At 74.1% G+C, this 17772-nt stretch carries 18 protein-coding genes; 9 read left to right on the top strand and 9 right to left on the bottom strand.

The window, feature by feature from the left end:
* Positions 1-133: 133 nt before the first annotated feature.
* The 3 genes from ACFV4N_RS13000 to ACFV4N_RS12990 all read right to left on the bottom strand — a co-directional run bounded on the left by ACFV4N_RS13000 (position 134) and on the right by ACFV4N_RS12990 (position 1651).
* Positions 134-781 (bottom strand): prepilin peptidase, encoded by a 648-nt coding sequence (locus ACFV4N_RS13000; RefSeq protein ID WP_499672705.1) that lies wholly within the window; start codon positions 779-781, stop codon positions 134-136.
* A 184-nt stretch (positions 782-965) separates the two neighbouring features.
* Positions 966-1418: a PTS sugar transporter subunit IIA gene (locus ACFV4N_RS12995; RefSeq protein WP_499672704.1), complete on the bottom strand. Its 453-nt coding sequence runs from the start codon at positions 1416-1418 to the stop codon at positions 966-968.
* A complete protein-coding gene (locus ACFV4N_RS12990) occupies positions 1415-1651 on the bottom strand; it encodes a PTS sugar transporter subunit IIB (protein WP_053721653.1) in 237 nt (78 codons plus the stop codon). The genes ACFV4N_RS12995 and ACFV4N_RS12990 overlap by 4 nt, the downstream gene beginning before the upstream one ends.
* A gap of 164 nt (positions 1652-1815) precedes the next feature.
* Here ACFV4N_RS12990 and ACFV4N_RS12985 point away from each other — a divergent pair, with 164 nt between their 5' ends.
* The 4 genes from ACFV4N_RS12985 to ACFV4N_RS12970 all read left to right on the top strand — a co-directional run bounded on the left by ACFV4N_RS12985 (position 1816) and on the right by ACFV4N_RS12970 (position 4751).
* Positions 1816-2580: a GntR family transcriptional regulator gene (locus ACFV4N_RS12985; protein ID WP_499672703.1), complete on the top strand. Its 765-nt coding sequence runs from the start codon at positions 1816-1818 to the stop codon at positions 2578-2580.
* A 3-nt stretch (positions 2581-2583) separates the two neighbouring features.
* Complete coding sequence (locus tag ACFV4N_RS12980) at positions 2584-3885, top strand: PTS transporter subunit EIIC (protein WP_499672702.1); 1302 nt, start codon at positions 2584-2586, stop codon at positions 3883-3885.
* A complete protein-coding gene (locus tag ACFV4N_RS12975) occupies positions 3878-4147 on the top strand; it encodes an HPr family phosphocarrier protein (RefSeq protein WP_499672701.1) in 270 nt (89 codons plus the stop codon). The genes ACFV4N_RS12980 and ACFV4N_RS12975 overlap by 8 nt, the downstream gene beginning before the upstream one ends.
* A gap of 61 nt (positions 4148-4208) precedes the next feature.
* Complete coding sequence (locus ACFV4N_RS12970) at positions 4209-4751, top strand: AAA family ATPase (protein ID WP_499672700.1); 543 nt, start codon at positions 4209-4211, stop codon at positions 4749-4751.
* A gap of 10 nt (positions 4752-4761) precedes the next feature.
* Here the strand turns inward: ACFV4N_RS12970 and ACFV4N_RS12965 are convergent, their stop codons facing one another.
* From ACFV4N_RS12965 to ACFV4N_RS12940, 6 genes are read right to left on the bottom strand one after another with little or no spacing between them, the layout of a single operon-like run.
* Positions 4762-5601 carry a shikimate dehydrogenase gene (locus ACFV4N_RS12965; RefSeq protein ID WP_499672699.1) on the bottom strand — a complete coding sequence of 280 codons (840 nt, stop codon included), beginning with the start codon at positions 5599-5601 and terminating at the stop codon, positions 4762-4764.
* Between the two features lies 1 nt (position 5602).
* Complete coding sequence (gene mltG / locus ACFV4N_RS12960; protein WP_499672698.1) at positions 5603-6844, bottom strand: endolytic transglycosylase MltG; 1242 nt, start codon at positions 6842-6844, stop codon at positions 5603-5605.
* The gene (gene ruvX, locus ACFV4N_RS12955) at positions 6841-7353 is read right to left on the bottom strand and encodes a Holliday junction resolvase RuvX (protein ID WP_499672697.1); all 513 of its coding nucleotides are present in this window, start codon (positions 7351-7353) and stop codon (positions 6841-6843) included. The genes mltG and ruvX overlap by 4 nt, the downstream gene beginning before the upstream one ends.
* Entirely contained in the window at positions 7340-10012 is a 2673-nt protein-coding gene (alaS, locus tag ACFV4N_RS12950; protein WP_499672696.1) for an alanine--tRNA ligase, read from the bottom strand. Before alaS ends, ruvX begins: the two co-directional genes overlap by 14 nt.
* A 56-nt stretch (positions 10013-10068) precedes the next feature.
* Positions 10069-10332 carry a hypothetical protein gene (locus ACFV4N_RS12945; protein WP_499672695.1) on the bottom strand — a complete coding sequence of 88 codons (264 nt, stop codon included), beginning with the start codon at positions 10330-10332 and terminating at the stop codon, positions 10069-10071.
* Positions 10329-10724 carry a DUF948 domain-containing protein gene (locus tag ACFV4N_RS12940; protein ID WP_499672694.1) on the bottom strand — a complete coding sequence of 132 codons (396 nt, stop codon included), beginning with the start codon at positions 10722-10724 and terminating at the stop codon, positions 10329-10331. The genes ACFV4N_RS12945 and ACFV4N_RS12940 overlap by 4 nt, the downstream gene beginning before the upstream one ends.
* 255 nt (positions 10725-10979) lie before the next feature.
* On the opposite strand from ACFV4N_RS12940, the gene ACFV4N_RS12935 reads away from it, so the two are divergent.
* From ACFV4N_RS12935 to ACFV4N_RS12915, 5 genes are read left to right on the top strand one after another with little or no spacing between them, the layout of a single operon-like run.
* The gene (locus tag ACFV4N_RS12935; RefSeq protein ID WP_499672693.1) at positions 10980-12374 is read left to right on the top strand and encodes a pyridoxal phosphate-dependent decarboxylase family protein; all 1395 of its coding nucleotides are present in this window, start codon (positions 10980-10982) and stop codon (positions 12372-12374) included.
* On the top strand, positions 12371-14020 hold the full coding sequence (locus ACFV4N_RS12930; RefSeq protein WP_499672692.1) for an IucA/IucC family protein: 1650 nt from the start codon (positions 12371-12373) through the stop codon (positions 14018-14020). Before ACFV4N_RS12935 ends, ACFV4N_RS12930 begins: the two co-directional genes overlap by 4 nt.
* The gene (locus ACFV4N_RS12925; protein WP_499672691.1) at positions 14008-14592 is read left to right on the top strand and encodes a GNAT family N-acetyltransferase; all 585 of its coding nucleotides are present in this window, start codon (positions 14008-14010) and stop codon (positions 14590-14592) included. Before ACFV4N_RS12930 ends, ACFV4N_RS12925 begins: the two co-directional genes overlap by 13 nt.
* Positions 14589-15860: a lysine N(6)-hydroxylase/L-ornithine N(5)-oxygenase family protein gene (locus tag ACFV4N_RS12920; RefSeq protein WP_499672690.1), complete on the top strand. Its 1272-nt coding sequence runs from the start codon at positions 14589-14591 to the stop codon at positions 15858-15860. Before ACFV4N_RS12925 ends, ACFV4N_RS12920 begins: the two co-directional genes overlap by 4 nt.
* Positions 15853-17607 carry an IucA/IucC family protein gene (locus tag ACFV4N_RS12915; RefSeq protein WP_499672689.1) on the top strand — a complete coding sequence of 585 codons (1755 nt, stop codon included), beginning with the start codon at positions 15853-15855 and terminating at the stop codon, positions 17605-17607. Before ACFV4N_RS12920 ends, ACFV4N_RS12915 begins: the two co-directional genes overlap by 8 nt.
* Positions 17608-17772: the final 165 nt, after the last annotated feature.

Below are 17772 nucleotides of genomic sequence, written 5' to 3'. Positions count from 1 at the left end.
CGCCGCGCGGCCGGCGGGCGCGCGGGGGCGCGGCGCTGACCAGCGCGAATGTCCAGACCTGTGATGTCCAGACCTTTGAGGACCGTCCAACGAGGTCGGCCGGGCACGGGCCGCGGCTGCCACCGCGACGGGGTCAGCCGGTCGACAGCACCGCCAGCCACGCCGCGACCAGCAGGCCCGGACCGTGGGGCGCACCGCCCGTTCGGCGCACGGCGGCCACGGCGAGGGTCACCGCGCTCGCCACCACCGCGCCGACCGGTAACGCCCACCAGGACACCGACGCCAGCACCGCGCCCACCGGACCCGCCAGCTTCACGTCACCGCCGCCCATCGCGGACGGCGCGAGCAGCCGCACGCCCAGGTGGAACCCGAGGAACAGCGCCGCGCCCGCCGCCGCGCGCCACAGGTCGGCCCCCGCCCACCACAGCGCCAGGCCCACCAGGGGGTAGGCGGGCAGCGTCACGACGTCGGGCAGCCGCCGGTGCCGGAAGTCCACTGCCGACAGCACCACGCCCAGCCACGCCACCAGCAACGCCAGTGGCAGCCACCGGGGCGGGACGAGCAGCGCGCTCAGCCACCACAGCGCGGCCGTGGGCACGGCGCACCACAGCGGGCGGACCTCCGCTCCCCTCGGTGCGGAGCGGAGGACGAGGGCTCCCAGCGCGCCGGCGCAGAAACCGGACGACGAGGCCAGTCCCGAGGGGAGGAGAGAGGAGGGGTGGTCGGACGGGACGGAGGCGAGGAGCGCCGACGAGAGCGGCGCGGACGTGGAGAGGGCCATGCGTCCAGCGTCGCGGCGGGGGCGGTGCGGGGCAACGAAGGGTGCGGGTGAATGGTCCATTCACCCGCCCTCCCGTCGAGCAACGGCCGCCGCCGCCGGGGACGACGCCGCGGGGAAGTCAGCGCCGAACGGAAGTCAGCGCCGAACGGGAATCAGCGCCGCCGGGGTCAGCGCCGCCAGGGGTTCAGCGCCGCCAGGAGAACAGCACGTCCCCCGCCGCCACCGGGCCGGATGCCTGGTCGAGCAGCACCTCCGGCGCCGCGTCCAGCGCGATCACCGGGCAGATCGGCGCGAAACCCGCCGCCTCCACCTCTGCCGGGTCCCAGGTCACCACGGGCTGGCCGGCCCGCACGGACTCGCCCTTGACCACGTGCAGCGTGAAGCCCTCGCCCTGGCGCTTGACCGTGTCGATCCCGAGGTGCACGAGCACCGCCGCACCGTCCTCGGTGGCCACGACGAACGCGTGCGGGTGCAGCGTCACCACCGTCCCGTCCACCGGGGACACCACGTCGGCGCCGCCCCGCTCGGGCTCGACCGCCACCCCCGGACCCACCATGGCCTCCGCGAAGACCGGGTCGGGCACCTCGGTCAGCGGCACCACGCGGCCGCTGACCGGGCTCGTCACGCGCAGCGTCACAGCAGGTCCTCGATGTCGCTCGCGATGGTGTCGGCCTCGGGGCCGACGACGACCTGCACCACGTTGCCCGACCGCATCACGCCGTGCGCGCCCAGGCCCTTCAGGGCCTTCTCGTCCACCAGCGAGCCGTCCTCCAGCTCGCAGCGCAGGCGCGTGATGCAGGGTTCGATCTCCACGATGTTGTCCGCACCGCCGAGCGCGGCGAGGATCCGCTCCGCCTTGTCGTCCGCCACTTGAAGTCCTCTCTCGACACCTGGCCCGAGGGTGCCACCGCTCGGGCACGGTCCCGTAACGGCGGTTGACACCCGGTCGGCGCGCGGAGCATCCTCCCCGCACCAACTGGTCTAGACCGGAAAGTACCAATCCGGGTCTGCTGAAGCGAGCGCGGGGAGGTGTCGTGGGCGGCGCGGAGATCGTTGACGGGCCCAAGCCCAAGCACGCCCAGCTCCGCGACATCCTGCGGCGGATGGCGGAGCAGGAGCTGCCGCCCGGCTCGCCCATCCCCTCCGAGCGCGACCTCGCCCAGCGGTACGGGGTCTCCCGCATCACGGTCCGCGCCGCGGTCGGCCAGCTCGTCGCCGAAGGGCTGCTGACCAGGGCGAAGGGCCGCGGCACGTTCACCGCCCGGCGCCGCATGGACGTCCAGCTCTACCTGGAGTCGTTCACCGACGACATGCGTCGGCGCGGCCTGGCCCCCGCGACCGAGGTGGTGTCCTGCGCCGAGGAGCCGCCGCCGCCCGCGGTGGCCGGCGCGCTCGACCTCGGGCCGCGCGAACCGGCGTACCGGCTGGTCAGGCTGCGTCGCGCCGACGGCGTGCCGCTGGCCGTCGAACGCGGCTGGTACAGCCCCCGGGTCGTGCCCGGCCTCGACCGGCACGACCTGACCACCTCGCTCTACACCCTCATCGCCGACACCTACGGGGTCCAGCTCGACCACGCCGGGCAGACCGTCTGGGCCGAGGCCGCCGACCCCGCGACCGCGAAGCTGCTGGACGTGCGCGCGGGCTCACCGCTGCTGGTCTTCCGGCGCGTGAGCTCCGCGCAGGGCAGGCCGGTCGAGGACATGACGTCCTGGTACCGGGGCGATCTCTACCAGGTGACCATGCAGTTGGACCGGACCGACCCGGGATCCGGCCCGCACCACTCCGCCACAAGGAGGTAACCCATGAGCGCCAGCGCCCCACAGGCGACCGGCGGTCGGGAGATCAAGGGCCTGGCCGCCCTCCAGCGCTTCGGCCGCAGCCTCATGCTGCCGATCGCCGCCCTGCCCGCCGCCGCCCTGCTGCTGCGGCTCGGGCAGGACGACCTGCTCGGCAAGGACGGCCTGGGCTGGAACGCCGTCGCGAGCGTCATCGGCGGCGCGGGCAACGCGCTGTTCGCCAACCTGCCGCTGCTGTTCGCGGTCGGCGTGGCGATCGGCTTCGCCCGGCGCGGCGACGGGTCGACGGCGCTGGCCTCCGTGATCGGCTTCGTGGTGACCACGGCCGTGTTCGAGGCCATGTCGCCCCTGGTGCTCGATGGGCAGACGAAGCCGAACGGCGATCCCGAGGTGATCAACTACTCGGTGCTGACCGGTCTCGTGGTCGGCCTGATCACCGCGGTGCTGTGGCAGCGCTACCACCGCATCAAGCTGCCCACCTACCTGGCCTTCTTCGGCGGTCGGCGGTTCGTGCCGATCCTGGTCGCCGCGGTGATGATCCCGGTCGCCGTGGTCATGGGCCTGGTCTACCCCTGGTTCGACGCCGGCCTGACCAACGTCAGCGAGGCGATCACGGGCAGCACGATCATCGGCGCGGGCATCTACGGCACGGTCAACCGCCTGCTGGTCCCGCTGGGCCTGCACCACATCCCCAACACGTTCCTGTGGCAGGTGTTCGGCGAGTACGAGGGCAAGACCGGCGACATCCCGCGCTTCTTCGCGGGCGACCCGACCGCGGGCACGTTCCAGACCGGCTTCTTCCCGATCTTCATGTTCGCCCTCCCGGCGGCGGCGCTGGCCATCGTGCACACCGCGCGCCCGGCGCAGCGCAAGATCATCGGCGGCATCATGGGTTCGGCCGCGCTGACCGCGTTCATCACCGGCGTCACCGAGCCGCTGGAGTTCGCGTTCATGTTCGTGGCGTGGCCGCTGTACGTGATCCACGCCGTGCTCACCGGCACCTCGATGGCCATCAGCAACGCGCTGGGCATCCGCGACGGGTTCGGCTTCTCCGCCGGCGCGATCGACTACGCGCTGAACTTCAACATCGCCGAGAAGCCGCTGCTGATCATCGTGCTCGGCCTGGTCTACGCGGTGATCTACTACTTCCTGTTCCGCTTCGTGATCACCAAGTGGAACCTGAAGACCCCCGGCCGCGACGAGGACGAGGACCCGGAGGCCGACGCGAGCGCGGTCGAGCCCGAGGACGGGAAGGGTGCCCGGCGGCGTGCCGCGCGGGCCGAGGAGGAGAGGACCGAAAGTGCCTGAGCGACGGGTCACCGTGGCGAGCAAGGTCGGACTGCACGCGCGCCCGGCCGCGGTGCTGGCCAAGGCGGCTGCCGGTCAGCCGGTCAAGGTCACCATCCGCAAGGACGGCGGCCAACCGGTCGAGGCGGCGAGCGTGCTGGGCCTGATGACGCTCGGCGCGATGCACGGCGACGAGGTCGTGCTGGCCGCCGACGGCGACGGCGCGGACGCCGCGCTGGAGGCCATCGCGGACATCATCGCCACCGATCTCGACGAGGCCTGATCCCAGGTCACACCGGGGGCCCGCTCACCCGTGAGCGGGCCCCCGGTGCTTGGATGGCCCGGTGAGCGGCGAACCGGGCTCGGCGGTCGTGGTCGTAACCGGCATCATGGCGGCCGGCAAGTCGACGGTGGCCCAACGCCTGGCCGAACGGCTGCCGCGCGCCGCGCACGTCCGCGGCGACGCGTTCCGCCGGATGATCGTCTCCGGGCGGGCGGACATGACCCCCGACGCCGCCGACGAGGCGGAGGCCCAGCTGCGGCTGCGGTACCGGCTGGCCACCACCGTCGCCGACGAGTACGCCCGCGCGGGCTGGACCGCCGTGGTGCAGGACGTGGTCCTCGGGGAGCACCTGCGCGCGTTCGTCGACGCGGTGCGCACCCGGCCCCGCTACGTGGTCGTCCTGGCGCCGTCGCCGGAGGTCGTGGCGCTGCGCGAGGCCGCGCGGCCCAAGACCGGGTACGGCGCGTGGACCGTCGAGGACCTGGACCGCGGCCTGCGGGCCGGCACCCCGCGCCTGGGCCTGTGGCTGGACACCTCCGACCAGACCCCGGACGAGACCGTGGACGCGATCCTGGCCGACCTGGGCGCGGCTCGGGTCGACTGACCCGACCTGCTCAGATCGGCAGGGGCAACTGGTCGCCCGTCGCCGCGCTCAGCGCCCGGCGCATCTCCTCGCGCGGCGCGGGCAGCCCGGTGAACTGCTCCACCTGCCCGAACGCCTGGTGCAGCAGCATGTCCAGCCCCGTCGCCAGGGACCGCCCCCGCGCCCGCACGGCCAGCGCCAGCGGCGTCGGCCACGGGTGGTAGATCACGTCGAGCACGCACGGCGCGCCGGCCAGCGCGTCCGCGATCGGTCCGGTCGCCGCCGGCGGCACGGTGCTGACCAGCACGTCGCAGGTCGCGGCCAGGTCGGCGAAGTCGGCCTCGTCCCACACGACCGGCTCCAGCGCCAGCCCCAGGCGGGCGGCGCACTCCTCCGCCTCGGCGGCCCGCGACACCGAGCGCACCACCAGCGCCACCGAGCGGACGCCGACCGAGGCCAGCGCCACCAGCGCCGCCGTGGCGGTGCCGCCCGCGCCCAGCAGCACCGCGCGCGTGCCGGAGGTGAAGCCGCACGCCGCGCTCAGCGCGCCCAGCACCCCGTCCACGTCCGTGCAGTCCGCCCGCCAGCCGCCGTCCGCCGGCACCAGCGTGTTCGCCGCGCCCACCAGCGCGGCCCGGGACGTGGCCGAGGACGCCACGGCCAGGGCGGCGCGCTTGTTCGGCATGGTCACCGACAGGCCCGCCCACGACTCGTCCAGCCCGGCGACCAGGTCGGGCACGGCGGACGCCTCGCACTCGATCCGCGCGTAGGTCCAGCCGGTCAGCCCCAGCGCCTGGAACGCGGCGCCGTGCAGCACGGGCGACAGCGAGTGGGCCACCGGCGAGCCGATGACCGCGGCACGGCGCGCCACGTCAGAAAACACCCCTCGCCTGGGCGTCCGCCACGTCCGCGAGGTGCTCGTCGAAGCTCTCGTTGAAGCACGACTTGCCGTCCTTCTCGCACTTCACGAAGTACCGCCAGGCGCCGTCCTCGGGGCTGATGGCCGCCTGCACGGCCTTCTCGCTCGGCGAGCCGATCGGCGTCGGCGGCAGGCCCTTCGTCTCCGCGTTGTAGGTGTTGTACGGGCCGGAGCGGGCGCGGTCCTCGGGGCTGGTGGTGATGTGCGGCCGGTCCAGCTTGTAGTTGACCGTGGAGTCGAGTTCGAGGAGCTGGCCGTCGGCGAGCCGGTTGTAGATGACCCGGGCGACCTTGCCGAAGTCCTGGGTCACGCCTTCCTTCTCCACCAGCGAGGCCACCACCAGCACCTCGTACGGCCGGAACCCGGTCTTCTCGGAGCCGACGGGGATGCCGAAGCCCTGGAGGCGGTTCAGCGACGTGGTGATCACGCTCTTGAGCAGCCCGATCGCGTCCGCGCCCGGGTCGAGGTGGTACAGGCCGGGCAGGATGAGCCCTTCGAGCCGGTTCTCCTTCGGCGCGGCCGCCACGAACGCGGCCGCCCACTCGGGCACGCCCAGCGCGGCCGGGTCGGCGTTCTCCGCCGCCTCGCGCAACTGGTCCACCGTCACGCACTTCCTGGCGCCGTCCAGCTCCACGCACGAGGCGTCGGACAGCCGCGACATGATGCCCTTGGTGGTCGAGCCGTCCAGCGCGGTGAGGTCGTGCAGCACGTAGCCGCCCCGGACCTCCAGCGGCGTGATCTTCGCCGCCTTCTCCAGGATCCGCGCGACCGCGGCCTCGCCGGACATCTTGGTCTTCATCAGGTAGAAGCCCGGCTGGATGCCCGTGACCCGCGCGTCGTCGGCGCCCGCCTCGGTGAACGCCCGCTGGCTCGCCACGACGTCCTGCGCCTTGAGCGTGGCGGCGATGGAGGAGACCAGGTCCCCGTCCTTGACCTCGATCACCACGTCGGCCTCGCCGGTGCCGGCGTAGTCGTCGTAGGAGCCGATGCCGCTCAGCGTCCGGTACCCGTAGTACGCGCCCGCGCCACCGCCGGCGAGCACCAGCGCGACCACGACCCACAGGATCGTGCGCTTGCGCCTGCGCTTGGCCCGCCGCGCCGCCGCCGCGGCCTCGCCGCCGCTCCTGCGCCGGGGCCGCCGCCGCTGGTCCTGCTGCGCTTCGGGATCGGTGAACAACCCGAGGTCGTCGTTCACGAGCCGTCCTTCGGTCCGGGGGCACGCTCCTCGGCGGAGCGGGCCACGTGTCGAGCCCGCGCGTCCAGCCAGGACTGGAGGATCTCCACAGCGGCAGCCTGGTCCACGACAGCGCGTTGCTTCTTGCCTCGCACACCGCGTTCGGCCAGCACCCGGCTCGCCGTGACGGTGGTCAACCGCTCGTCGGTGAGCCGCACCGGCACCGGGGCGACGCGCTCGGCCAACGCCGCAGCGTACGCCGTCGCCTTCTCGGCCGCCGGCCCGTGCTTCCCGGCCAGCGTGCGCGGCAACCCGACCACGACCTCGACCACGTCGTGCTCGGCGACGAGTCCGACCAGGTCAGCGAGGTCCCGGCCGGTCTTCTCGTCCCGCGACAGGGTGACCAGCGGAGTGGCCAGGAACGCGCTCGGGTCGCTCAGCGCCACCCCCACGCGCACCGCGCCGACGTCGACGCCCAGCCTCCGACCGAGGCCGGGGTCGTCGACGCCGGGGCGGTCAGCGCTGCTCAAGGGCGCGGTCCACCTCGGCCCGCAGGGCCGTGAGGGCCTCGGGGACGCCGGCGGGGTTCGTGCCGCCGCCCTGGGCGAGGTCGGGCTTGCCGCCGCCGCGACCGCCCACGGCCGGGGCGAACGCGGGCACCAGCTTGCCGGCGGCCAGGCCCAGGTCGCGGGCCGCGGACGTGGTGGCCACCACGAAGCTGACCTTGTCGCCGTCCGGGGCGAACAGGCCGACCACGCCCGGCTTGCTGCCGAGCCGGTTGCGCACCTCGCCGGCCAGCGCCCGCACGTCGCCGCCCGCCGTGCCCTCGGGCAGGGCCAGCGCGACCACGGACACCCCGCGCACGTCCAGGGCCTGCTCGGCGAGCGACCCGGCGGAGGACAGCAGCTGGGCGGCCCGCACCCGCTCCAGCTCCTTCTCGGCCGCGCGCAGCCGCTCCACCAGGGCCTCGACCCGGGCGGGCACCTCGGCGTCGGGCACCTTCAGCATGGCGGCGACGTTCTGCACCAGGGCCCGCTCCTTGGCCAGGTACTTGAACGCCTCGATGCCGACGTAGGCCTCCAGGCGGCGCACGCCGGAGCCCACGGACGACTCGCCGATCACCGTGATCGGGCCGATCTGGGACGAGTGCTCGACGTGCGTGCCACCGCACAGCTCGCGCGACCACGGCCCGCCGATCTCGACCACGCGCACGGTCTCGTCGTAGGTCTCGCCGAACAGGGCGACCGCGCCCATCTCCTGGGCGCCGCCCATGTCGGTGTAGACGACGCGCACCGGCAGGTCCTTGCGGACGGCCAGGTTGGAGACCTCTTCGATCTCGCTGCGGGTCTCCTCGGACAGGCCGCCGGTCCAGGCGAAGTCCAGGCGCAGGTAGCCGGGCTTGTTGTAGGAGCCGCTCTGCAGGGCCGACGGGCCGAGCACCTGGCGCAGGGCGGCGTGCACGACGTGCGTGCCGGAGTGGCCCTGGCGCGCGCCGACGCGCCACTCCGGGTCGACGCGGGCCTCGACGTGCTCGCCCTCGGCGACCTCGCCGCTGACCACGCGCACCTGGTGCACCCACAGCTTGCGGGCGACCTTCTGGACGTCGACGACCTCCAGCTCGGCGTTGGCGGTGACGATGGTGCCCGCGTCGCTCTCCTGGCCGCCGGACTCGGCGTAGAGGGGGGTGCGGTCGAGCACGACCTCGACGAGGTCGCCCTCGCGGGCCGACCTCACCCGCTTGCCGCCGCTGATGATGCCGCGCAGCGTGGCCTCGCTGGCCAGCTCGGTGTAGCCGGTGAACTCGGTGGCGCCCAGCTCCAGCAGCTCCCGGTACACGGTCTGGTCGCCGTGGCCGGTCTTCTTGCCGGCGGCGTCGGCCTTGGCGCGGGCGCGCTGCTCGGCCATCAGCTTGCGGAAGCCGTCCTCGTCCACGGACAGGCCGGCCTCGGCGGCCATCTCCAGGGTGAGGTCGATCGGGAAGCCGTAGGTGTCGTGGAGCTGGAACGCCTTGTCACCCGGCAGGGTGGCGCGGCCCTCGGCCTTCACGGCGCCCGCGGCGCTCTCGAAGATCCGCGAGCCGGCGTCGAGGGTGCGGAGGAAGGCGTCCTCCTCGGCCTTGAGCACCTGCTCGATGCGGGCGAAGCCGCTGACCAGCTCGGGGTAGGTGGGGCCCATGGTGTCGCGCACCAGCTCGGCGAACCGCACCAGCACCGGCTCCCGGACGCCGAGCAGGCGGGAGGAGCGCACGATGCGGCGCAGCAGGCGGCGCAGCACGTAGCCGCGGGCCTCGTTGCCGGGGGTGACGCCGTCGCCGACCAGCAGCACGCCGGAGCGGGCGTGGTCGGCGATGACGCGGAACCGCACGTCGTCGGTCTCGTCGTCGCCGTACTTGCGGCCGGACAGCTCCTCGGCCTTGGCGATGACGGCGCGCACGAGGTCGGTCTCGTAGACGTTGTCCACGCCCTGGAGCAGCATGGCCACCCGCTCGACGCCCATGCCGGTGTCGATGTTCTTGGCGGGCAGCTCGCCGAGGATCGGGTAGTCCTTCTTGGCCCCGCCCTCGCCGCGCTCGTTCTGCATGAAGACGAGGTTCCAGATCTCCAGGTACCGGTCCTCGTCGACGACCGGGCCGCCCTCGGCGCCGTACTGGGGGCCGCGGTCGTAGTAGATCTCCGAGCAGGGGCCGCACGGGCCGGGCACGCCCATGGACCAGAAGTTGTCCTCGACGCCGCGGCGCTGGATGCGCTCGGGCGGCAGGCCGGCGACCTTCTGCCACAGGTCGGCGGCCTCGTCGTCGTCCTGGTAGACGGTCACCCAGATGCGCTCGGGGTCGAAGCCGTAGCCGCCGTCGCCCGTGGACCGGGTGACCAGCTCCCAGGCGAGCCGGATGGCGTCTTCCTTGAAGTAGTCGCCGAAGCTGAAGTTGCCGGCCATCTGGAAGAACGTCAGGTGGCGGGTGGTCTTGCCGACCTCGTCGATGTCCGGGGTGCGCACGCACTTCTGCACGCTGGTGGCACGCCGGTACGGCGGCGGGGCCTCGCCCAGGAAGTAGGGCTTGAACGGCACCATGCCGGCGTTGACGAACAGCAGGTTGGGGTCGTCGAGCAGCAGGGAGGCGCTGGGCACGACGGTGTGGCCGGCGCTCTCGAAGTGCTCGCGGAAGCGCTTGATGATCTCGTGGGTCTGCACGGTCTTTCCTTCGCGAAGGGTGGGGTCGGGGCGCGGTGAGGCGGACGACCGGCCTCTCAGTCGTCCGCCCTGCGCGCTCGCCGCCCCGGCGTGAAGCCCGTCTGCCGCTCCACGGTGTCCTGCAACTCCTGCTCGCGCTCGGACATGCCGGCGCGCACGTCGGCGCCGAAGGAGCCGAGGGCGCCCGCCAGCTCGCGCAGGCCCTGCCCGACGTTCTCGCCGATGCCCGCGGGCGTGGCGGAGTGCGCGGCCTGGCCCGCCTTGCGGGTGGCGAACACACCCGCGGCGATGCCGAGCCCGAACCAGAACAACCGCCTCATCGCCTGCCCCTGCGTCGTGCGTGCTTCTTGGGCGCCTCACCGGCCGCGCGGCGCGCCCGGATGGCCTTGCTCACCCCGTAGGACAGCGCGGCGGCCTTGACCAGCGGACCGCCGAGCGTGGCGGTGAACAGCGAGGTCAGCGCGGAGACGTTGCCGGTGACCGCGCGGGCGTTGGCGGTGATCCCGTCCACCCGCTCCAGCTGCGTGTTCACGTGCGAGATCGTCGTGTTCGCGCCGGTGAAGAGCGGGTCGCTGTTCTCGTGCGCCTTGCGGATGGCGATCGTCGCCTCGTCCAGCGTGCGGCCCAGCTTGATCAACGGGATCGCCAGCAGCAGCACCAGCAGCACGAACGCGCCGGCGGCGACCAGCGCGGCGATCTGCCCTGGCGACACGGATCCTCCTGGTGGCTTGCCTGTCTGGAGTGGTGGCCAAGGTTACCGCGCCCGGTCCGGCGGGTCCGCACGAGATCCGCGCGCGCGGCGTGCCACCTGGTGGGACGGTCGGTCCAAGACCCCCCATTTGGCCCCGCCTCCGGGGGTGGGAGGGGCGGCTAGCGTGGATTCAGGAGTGATCGTCACAAAGAGCTTGACAACGGCCACGCGGAGTAGATGAGGTAAGGCTTGCCTTAGCCGAGCTTCGGAGGTGTCGTGTTCGCCCCCAGCCCCTCCGGACGACCGATACCCGCGGGCGGACCCCACGAAGTGCTGGCCGCGGCCGAGCGCGCGCTGGGCGACGTGCCGGAGCACGGCATCGGCGCGGACGCCGCGCTGGCCAGGGTGGCCGGCGTGCTGGCCGCCTACGGGGTGGACCTGACCAGCCCGCTGGCCGCCGCCCACCTGCAACCGCCGCCGCTGGCCGTGGCCGTCGCGGCGGACGCGCTGGCCGGCGCCTCCAACGCCTCCCTGGACACCTACGACTCCGGGCCCGCCGCCATCGCGGTGGAGCGCTGGGTGGTGGCCGCGCTGGCCCGGCTGGCCGGGATGGGCGCGGACGCCGACGGCGTGTTCACCCCCGGCGGCACCCTGTCCAACCTCACCGCGCTGCTGCTCGCCCGGGACGCGGCGGCGGCCAGGCTCGGCGTGGACGCGCGGTCCGAGGGCGTGGCCGCGCTGCCCGACCCGGTGGTGTTCTGCTCGGAGGTCGCGCACTTCTCGGTGCAGCGGGCCTGCGCGGCGCTCGGCCTCGGCGAGGGCGCGGTGCGCCCGGTGTCCGTGGACGCCCACCGGCGGATGCGGCCCGACGCGCTGGCCTCGATGCTGCGCGCGATCACCGGCGCGGGCGGCACGCCGGTGGCCGTGGTGGCGACCGCCGGCACCACGGACTTCGGCTCCGTGGACCCCCTGCCGGAGCTGGCCGGGCTCGCCCGCGCGCACGGGGCGTGGCTGCACGTGGACGCCGCCTACGGGTTCGGCGCGGTGTTCTCCGCGAAGCTGCGCGGGCTGGTCGACGGCCTGGCGCTGGCCGACTCCGTGACCGCGGACCTGCACAAGATCGGCTGGCAGCCCGCGGCGGCGAGCGTGCTGCTGGTGCGCTCCGGGTCGCTGTTCGCGCCGCTGGAGCGGTCGGTGGCCTACCTCAACCCCGAGGACGACCGGGCCGAGGGCTACGACGGCACGCTCGGCCGCACGTTGCAGACCACGCGCCGGCCGGACGCGGTGAAGGTGGCCGCGACGCTGCTCGCGTTAGGTCGCGCCGGTCTCGGCGCACTGGTGGACCGCTGCCACGAGCTGGCCCGCCACGCCGCCCGGCTGATCGCCGCCGACCCGGCGTTCGAGCTGGTCGGCGCGGTGGTGCTGACGACCGTGGTGTTCCGCTACCGGCCCGCGGACGAGGCGCGGTCGGACGAGGTCAACGCGCGGTTGCGCCGCCGGCTGCTGCGCGCGGGCGAGGCGCTGATCGGCCGCACCGAGGTCGACAAGGCGACCTGCCTCAAGTTCACCCTGCTCAACCCCGACGCCCGGGAATCGGACCTCGTGGCGCTGCTCGCCCTGGTCCGCGAAGCCGGATCCGCGGCCGAACGACTGGTGGAGGGAGTGGCATGAGAGCTGACCCGCTGGACGGAGACCCGAGGTCGGCCGCCGAGCACGCCCACCTGGAGGCGCTGCTGCGCTGCTGGGTGCGGGAGCTGGGCGTGCCGGTCGGCGACCGGGTGCGCGTCGACGTGCTGGGGCTGCCGCTGGAGGCGGAGGTCCGCTACCACTCGCCGACCGGGCGGCACCGGTTCGGACCCGTGACCCTGGCCGGGAAGCCCGCGGACCCGGTGGTGGCGGTCGCCCTGGCCGGCGCGCAGCTGGGCGGCGACACCGCCGACCTGGTGGAGCGGACCGCCGAGTCGGTGCGGCGGGTGGCCGGGTTCATCGAGCACCGCAGGCGGCTCCCGGTGGGGCCCGCGGACCGGTTCCTGGACGCCGAGCAGCGCCTCATGCTGGGGCACCTGCACCACCCGGCGCCCAAGAGCCGCGACGGGCTGTCCGACGCCGACAACGCCCGCTACTCCCCCGAGCTGCGCGGCTCGTTCCCGCTGTTCTGGTTCTCCGCCGCCGAGGGGGTCGTCTCGCACGGCTCGGTGTCGGGCCCGGACGCGGTGACGCTGATGGCCGAGCTGGCCGGGCGGAACCCCGAGCCGGGGCGGGTGCTGGTGCCCGCGCACCCGTGGCAGGCCCACGACCTGCTGCGCCGGCCGCGGATCGCCTCGCTGGTCTCGCGCGGGCTGCTGGAGCCGCTGGGCGAGTTCGGGCCCGAGTGGTCGCCGACGTCCAGCCTGCGGACGGTGTACCGGACCGGCGCGCCGGTGATGCTGAAGCTGTCACTGGGCCTGCGGATCACCAACTCGCGGCGCGAGTCGACGTCCACCGAGCTGCGGCGCGGGTCGGAGGTCCACCTGCTGCTGGAGTCCGGGTACGCGGCCGGCACGGAGAAGGCGCACCCCGAGTTCTCGATCGTGCGCGACCCGGCGTGGATCGCGGTGGACGAGGGCGGCGAGGTGACCGGCCTGGACGTGGCCGTGCGCGAGTCGCCCGCGGACCTCGGCGACTCGCGGTGCCTGGCCGGGCTGGTCGCGCCGCGCCCCGGCATCGGCCGGTCGCTGCTGGGCGAGCTGGTGCTGCGGCTCAACGCCGCCGAGTGGGTCGCCGCCTACACCGACCACGTCCTGGTGCCCATGCTGCGGCTGTACGCCGAGACCGGCATCGGGCTGGAGGCGCACCAGCAGAACACGCTGGTCCGGCTCGACCCGGCCGGGCGCGTGGTCGGCGGCCGGTACCGCGACAACCAGGGCTACTACCTGGCCTCGTCCCACCTGCCGCGCGTGCTGGAGCGGCTGGGCGCGAGGACGTCGACGCTGGCCGTGGTCGACGACGCGGTCGTGGACGACCGGCTGACCTACTACCTGCTGCGCAACCAGGCGCTGGCCGTGATCGGGTGCCTCGGCGCGGAGGGCCTGGCCGACGAGCGGGACCTGCTCGGCGTGGTGGCGTCCCGGCTGAGGTCCGCGCTGCCCGCGCTGGCCGAGGCCGGCCCGGACGGCGACCGGCTGGCGCGGCGCTGGCTGGAGGCCGACGCGCTGCCGTGCAAGGGGAACCTGCTGACCAGGCTGGGTGGCATCGACGAGGTGCTGGCCCCGTTGGACGCGCAGTCCGTGTACTTCGACGCGCCCAACCCGCTGCGGGAGGTCGGGTGCGCCCGGTGACCCACCTCGACGCCTACCGGACGACCGACGACCTGTCGGGCGTGCCCGGACCGCCGCTGCCGGTGCTGACCGGCCGGTGGCGGGCGCGGGCCGCCGACCCCGGGCGCGACCTGTCCCTGGTGCACCGCTGGATGCAGGCCCCGCACGTGGCCGCGTTCTGGCACCAGGCGTGGCCGCGCGAGCGGTGGGCCGAGGAGCTGCGGAACCAGCTGGGCGGCGTGCACTCGCTGCCCGTGCTGGTGGACCTGGACGGCGACCCGGTGATGTACCTGGAGGTGTACCGGGCGGCGCGGGACGTGGTGGCGGGCGTCTACCCGGCCCGGCCGCACGACATCGGCCTGCACGTCGCCGTGGGCGAGCTGGCGATGACCGACCGGGGCCTGGTGCGGTCGCTGCTGCCGGTGCTGACCGAGGCGCTGTTCGAGGCCGACCCGCGGTGCACGCGGGTGCTGCTGGAACCGGACGTGCGCAACCGGCGGGCGATCAGCTCGTTCACCGCGGGCGGGTTCGCGCCGGTCGGCGAGGTGCTGCTGCCGGACAAGGTGGCGCTGCTGATGGTGCGGTCGCGATGACCGCCCACGACGTCGTGGCCGTCGGGTGCGGGCCGTTCAACCTCGGGCTGGCCGCGCTGGCGTCGACCGTGCCCGACGTGGACGTGGTCGTGCTGGAGGCGCGGCCGGAGCTGCGCTGGCACAGCGGCATGATGTTCCCGGACGCGCTGCTCCAGGTGTCGTTCCTGGCGGACCTGGTGACGCTGGTGGACCCCGCCCACCCGCTGTCGTTCCTGAACTACCTGCGCGACGCCGACCGGCTGTACCCGTTCTACGTGCGGGAGAGGTTCCACCCGACGCGGCGGGAGTACGAGGACTACCTGCGGTGGGCGGCGGCGCGGCTGCCGGTGCGGTTCTCCAGCCCGGTGACCTCGGTCGAGTGGGCCGGCGACCGGTTCGCGGTGTCCGGGCCGGGGTTCTCGGCGGAGGCGCGGCACCTGGTGCTCGGGGTCGGGACGGAGCCGCACGTGCCGCCGGCGCTGGCGGGCCTCGGCGACCGGCTGGTGCACAGCTCGGACTACCTGCACCGGGACGTGTCCGCCGAACGGGTGACCGTGGTGGGTTCCGGGCAGTCCGGGGCCGAGGTGGTGCTGGACCTGCTGCGGCGCAACCTGTCCGCCGGCCGGCCCGCCGTGTCGTGGCTGACGCGCACGCCCGTGTTCGCGCCGCTGGACTACACCAAGCTGGTGCTGGAGATGACCACGCCGGCGTACGTGCGGCACTTCCACTCGCTGCCGCAGGACAAGCGGGACGCGCTGCGGGCCGAGCACTGGCGGCACTACCGGGCGATCTCCTCGGAGACCCTGGAGGAGCTGCACGACCTGCTGTACCGGCGGGAGTGGGAGCGGGGCCTGGCGCCGGTCGAGCTGCGGCCGGGGGTGGCGGTGGTGTCGGCCTCGGTCGAAGGGGACGAGGTGGTGCTGGAGTGCGCGCACCGGGACACCGGGCGGGCGTTCCGGCACGTCACGGACGTGGTCGTGGCGGCGACCGGGTACCGGCAGGCGCCCACGCCGTTCCTGGCGCCGCTGGAGCCGTTCGTGCGGCGGGACGGGGCGGGGCGGTACGTGGTGGCGCTGGACCACTCGATCGCGCTCGACCCGGCGATCGGCGGGCGGGTATTCGTGGCCAACGCGGACCTGCACAGCCACGGCGTGGCGGCGCCCGACCTGGGCATCGGGGCGGTGCGCAACGCGACGATCCTGAACGCGGTGGCCGGGCGCGAGGTGTACCCGCTGCCCCGCCACACGGCTTACACGAGCTTCACCGCACCGGGAGAGACCGTTGACTGACCTGTGGCGCGAGTGCTCGGCGGCGTTGCTGGCGAAGGCGATCGGCGAGCTGTGCTTCGAGGGCCTGCTGACGCCGTCCGAGGGGGCCGGCGGGTACGAGCTGCGGTTCGACGACGCGGTGTACGCGTTCGAGGCGCGGCGCACGGCGTTCGGCGGGTGGGCGGTCGCGCCGGGCTCGGTCAGGCGCGGCGCGGCGGGCATCCTCGGCGACGACGTGGTCGAGCCGTGCGACGACGTGCAGCGGTTCGTGGTGGACGCCTTCCGGTCCCTCGGGGTGGACCCGGCCACGACCGCCGGGTTCCTGGCCGAGGTGACCTCGACGCTGGCGGCGGACGCGCACCTGGCCGCGACGTCCCGGCCGGTCGCGGAGCTGGCGTCGCTGCCGCAGGCCGAGCTGGACGGGCACCTGACCGGGCACCCGTGGCTGATCGCGAACAAGGGGCGGGTCGGCTTCTCCGCCGACGACGTGGCCCGGCACGCGCCGGAGTCGCGGACCCCCGTGCGGCTGCCGTGGCTGGCCGTGCACCGTGGGCTGGCGGAGTTCCGGGGCACGCCGGAGCTGTCGGAGCTGGCGGTCCGGGGGCACGAGCTGGGCGCGGAGACGGTCGAGCGGTTCACCGAGGTGCTGCGGGAGGCGGGCGTCGAGCCGTCGGCGTACGTGTGGCTGCCCGTGCACCCGTGGCAGCTCGACCACGTGGTGCGGGTGCTGTGGGCGCCGGAGCTGGCGCTGGGGCGGATCGTGGAGCTGGGCGAGGCCCCGGACTGGTACCTGCCGACGCAGTCGGTGCGGAGCATGTCCAACGTGGACTCCCCCGGCCGGTACCAGGTCAAGCTGCCGCTGAAGGTGCTGAACACGTCGGTGTACCGGGGGATCCCGCCGCACTGCACGGTGAACGCGCCGGTGGTGACGCAGTGGCTGCGGGGGCTGTGGCAGGCCGACCGGCTCATCGGGTCGTGGGGGACGCAGCTGCTGGGCGAGGTCGCTTCGGTGACCGTCCGGCACCCGCAGCTGTCACGGGCGGGTGACGTGCCCTACCAGTGGTTGGAGACGCTGGGGTGCATCTGGCGCGAGCCGGTGGCGCTGGGTGACGGTGAGCGGGCCTGGTCCCTGGCGGCCCTGCTGCACGTGGACCGCTCCGGGCGGCCGTTGGTGCTGGAGTACGTGGGTGAGGTGGACCCGGCGGTGTGGTTCGCGGCGTTGCTGCGGGCGCTGTTCCGGCCGTTGGTCCACTTCTTGTACACGTACGGGGTCACTTTCAACCCGCACGGGGAGAACGTGGTGGTCGTGGTCGACGCCGCCGGGTTGCCGGTGCGGGTGGCGCTGCTGGACCTGGTGGACGACGTGAACGTGTCGGTGGACCGGGTGCCGGCGCGGGGGCTGGACCCGGACTCGGACGCGCCGGTGCTGCCGCGCAAGCCCTGGGCGGTGCTGCGGCAGTACGTCGTGGACGCGCTGCTGGTGGGCGTGTTCCGGCCGCTGGCGTCGCTGTACCCGTTGGAGGAGTCGAGGTTCTGGGGGATGGTGCGCGGGGAGGTCGAGGCCTACCGGCTGCGGTTCCCCGAGGTGGCGGGTCGGATGGAGGAGGGGTCGCTGACCTGCGCCGAGTTCCTGCGGTACCCGCTGAACGGGTACCGGGTCACGCTGGGGTACCGGGACCTGGCCGCCCGGCCGCCGGTGCCCCGGGCGGGGACGGTGCCCAACCCGCTGCACGAGGTGGAGCCGGTGCTGCCGGTGGACGGGTGGTGAGGGTCCGCGGGAGGTGCCCGGAGGGGTCGGCAGGGCAGGTGTGGTCGGGTGAGGGCAGGTGTGGTCGGGCGAGGTCGGGTGAGGTCCGGCTAGGTCGGGCGCCCCCCCCCGGATACCCCCCCGGGCGGGGCGGCCCCCGTTATATGTGGGCGCCCCGGTGAGGTA

The organism is Actinosynnema sp. NPDC059797, from assembly GCF_042732085.1.
GTDB lineage: Bacteria > Actinomycetota > Actinomycetes > Mycobacteriales > Pseudonocardiaceae > Actinosynnema.
This window is presented reverse-complemented; position numbering and strand designations above follow the sequence as displayed.

Excerpts from the sequence above, each read along its gene's own strand:
- ACFV4N_RS13000 (WP_499672705.1), bottom strand. The coding sequence starts at position 781 with ATGGCCCTCTCCACGTCCGCGCCGCTCTCGTCGGCGCTCCTCGCCTCC.
- ACFV4N_RS12980 (WP_499672702.1), top strand. The coding sequence starts at position 2,584 with ATGAGCGCCAGCGCCCCACAGGCGACCGGCGGTCGGGAGATCAAGGGC.
- ACFV4N_RS12945 (WP_499672695.1), bottom strand. The coding sequence starts at position 10,332 with ATGAGGCGGTTGTTCTGGTTCGGGCTCGGCATCGCCGCGGGTGTGTTC.
- ACFV4N_RS12930 (WP_499672692.1), top strand. The coding sequence starts at position 12,371 with ATGAGAGCTGACCCGCTGGACGGAGACCCGAGGTCGGCCGCCGAGCAC.
- ACFV4N_RS12920 (WP_499672690.1), top strand. The coding sequence starts at position 14,589 with ATGACCGCCCACGACGTCGTGGCCGTCGGGTGCGGGCCGTTCAACCTC.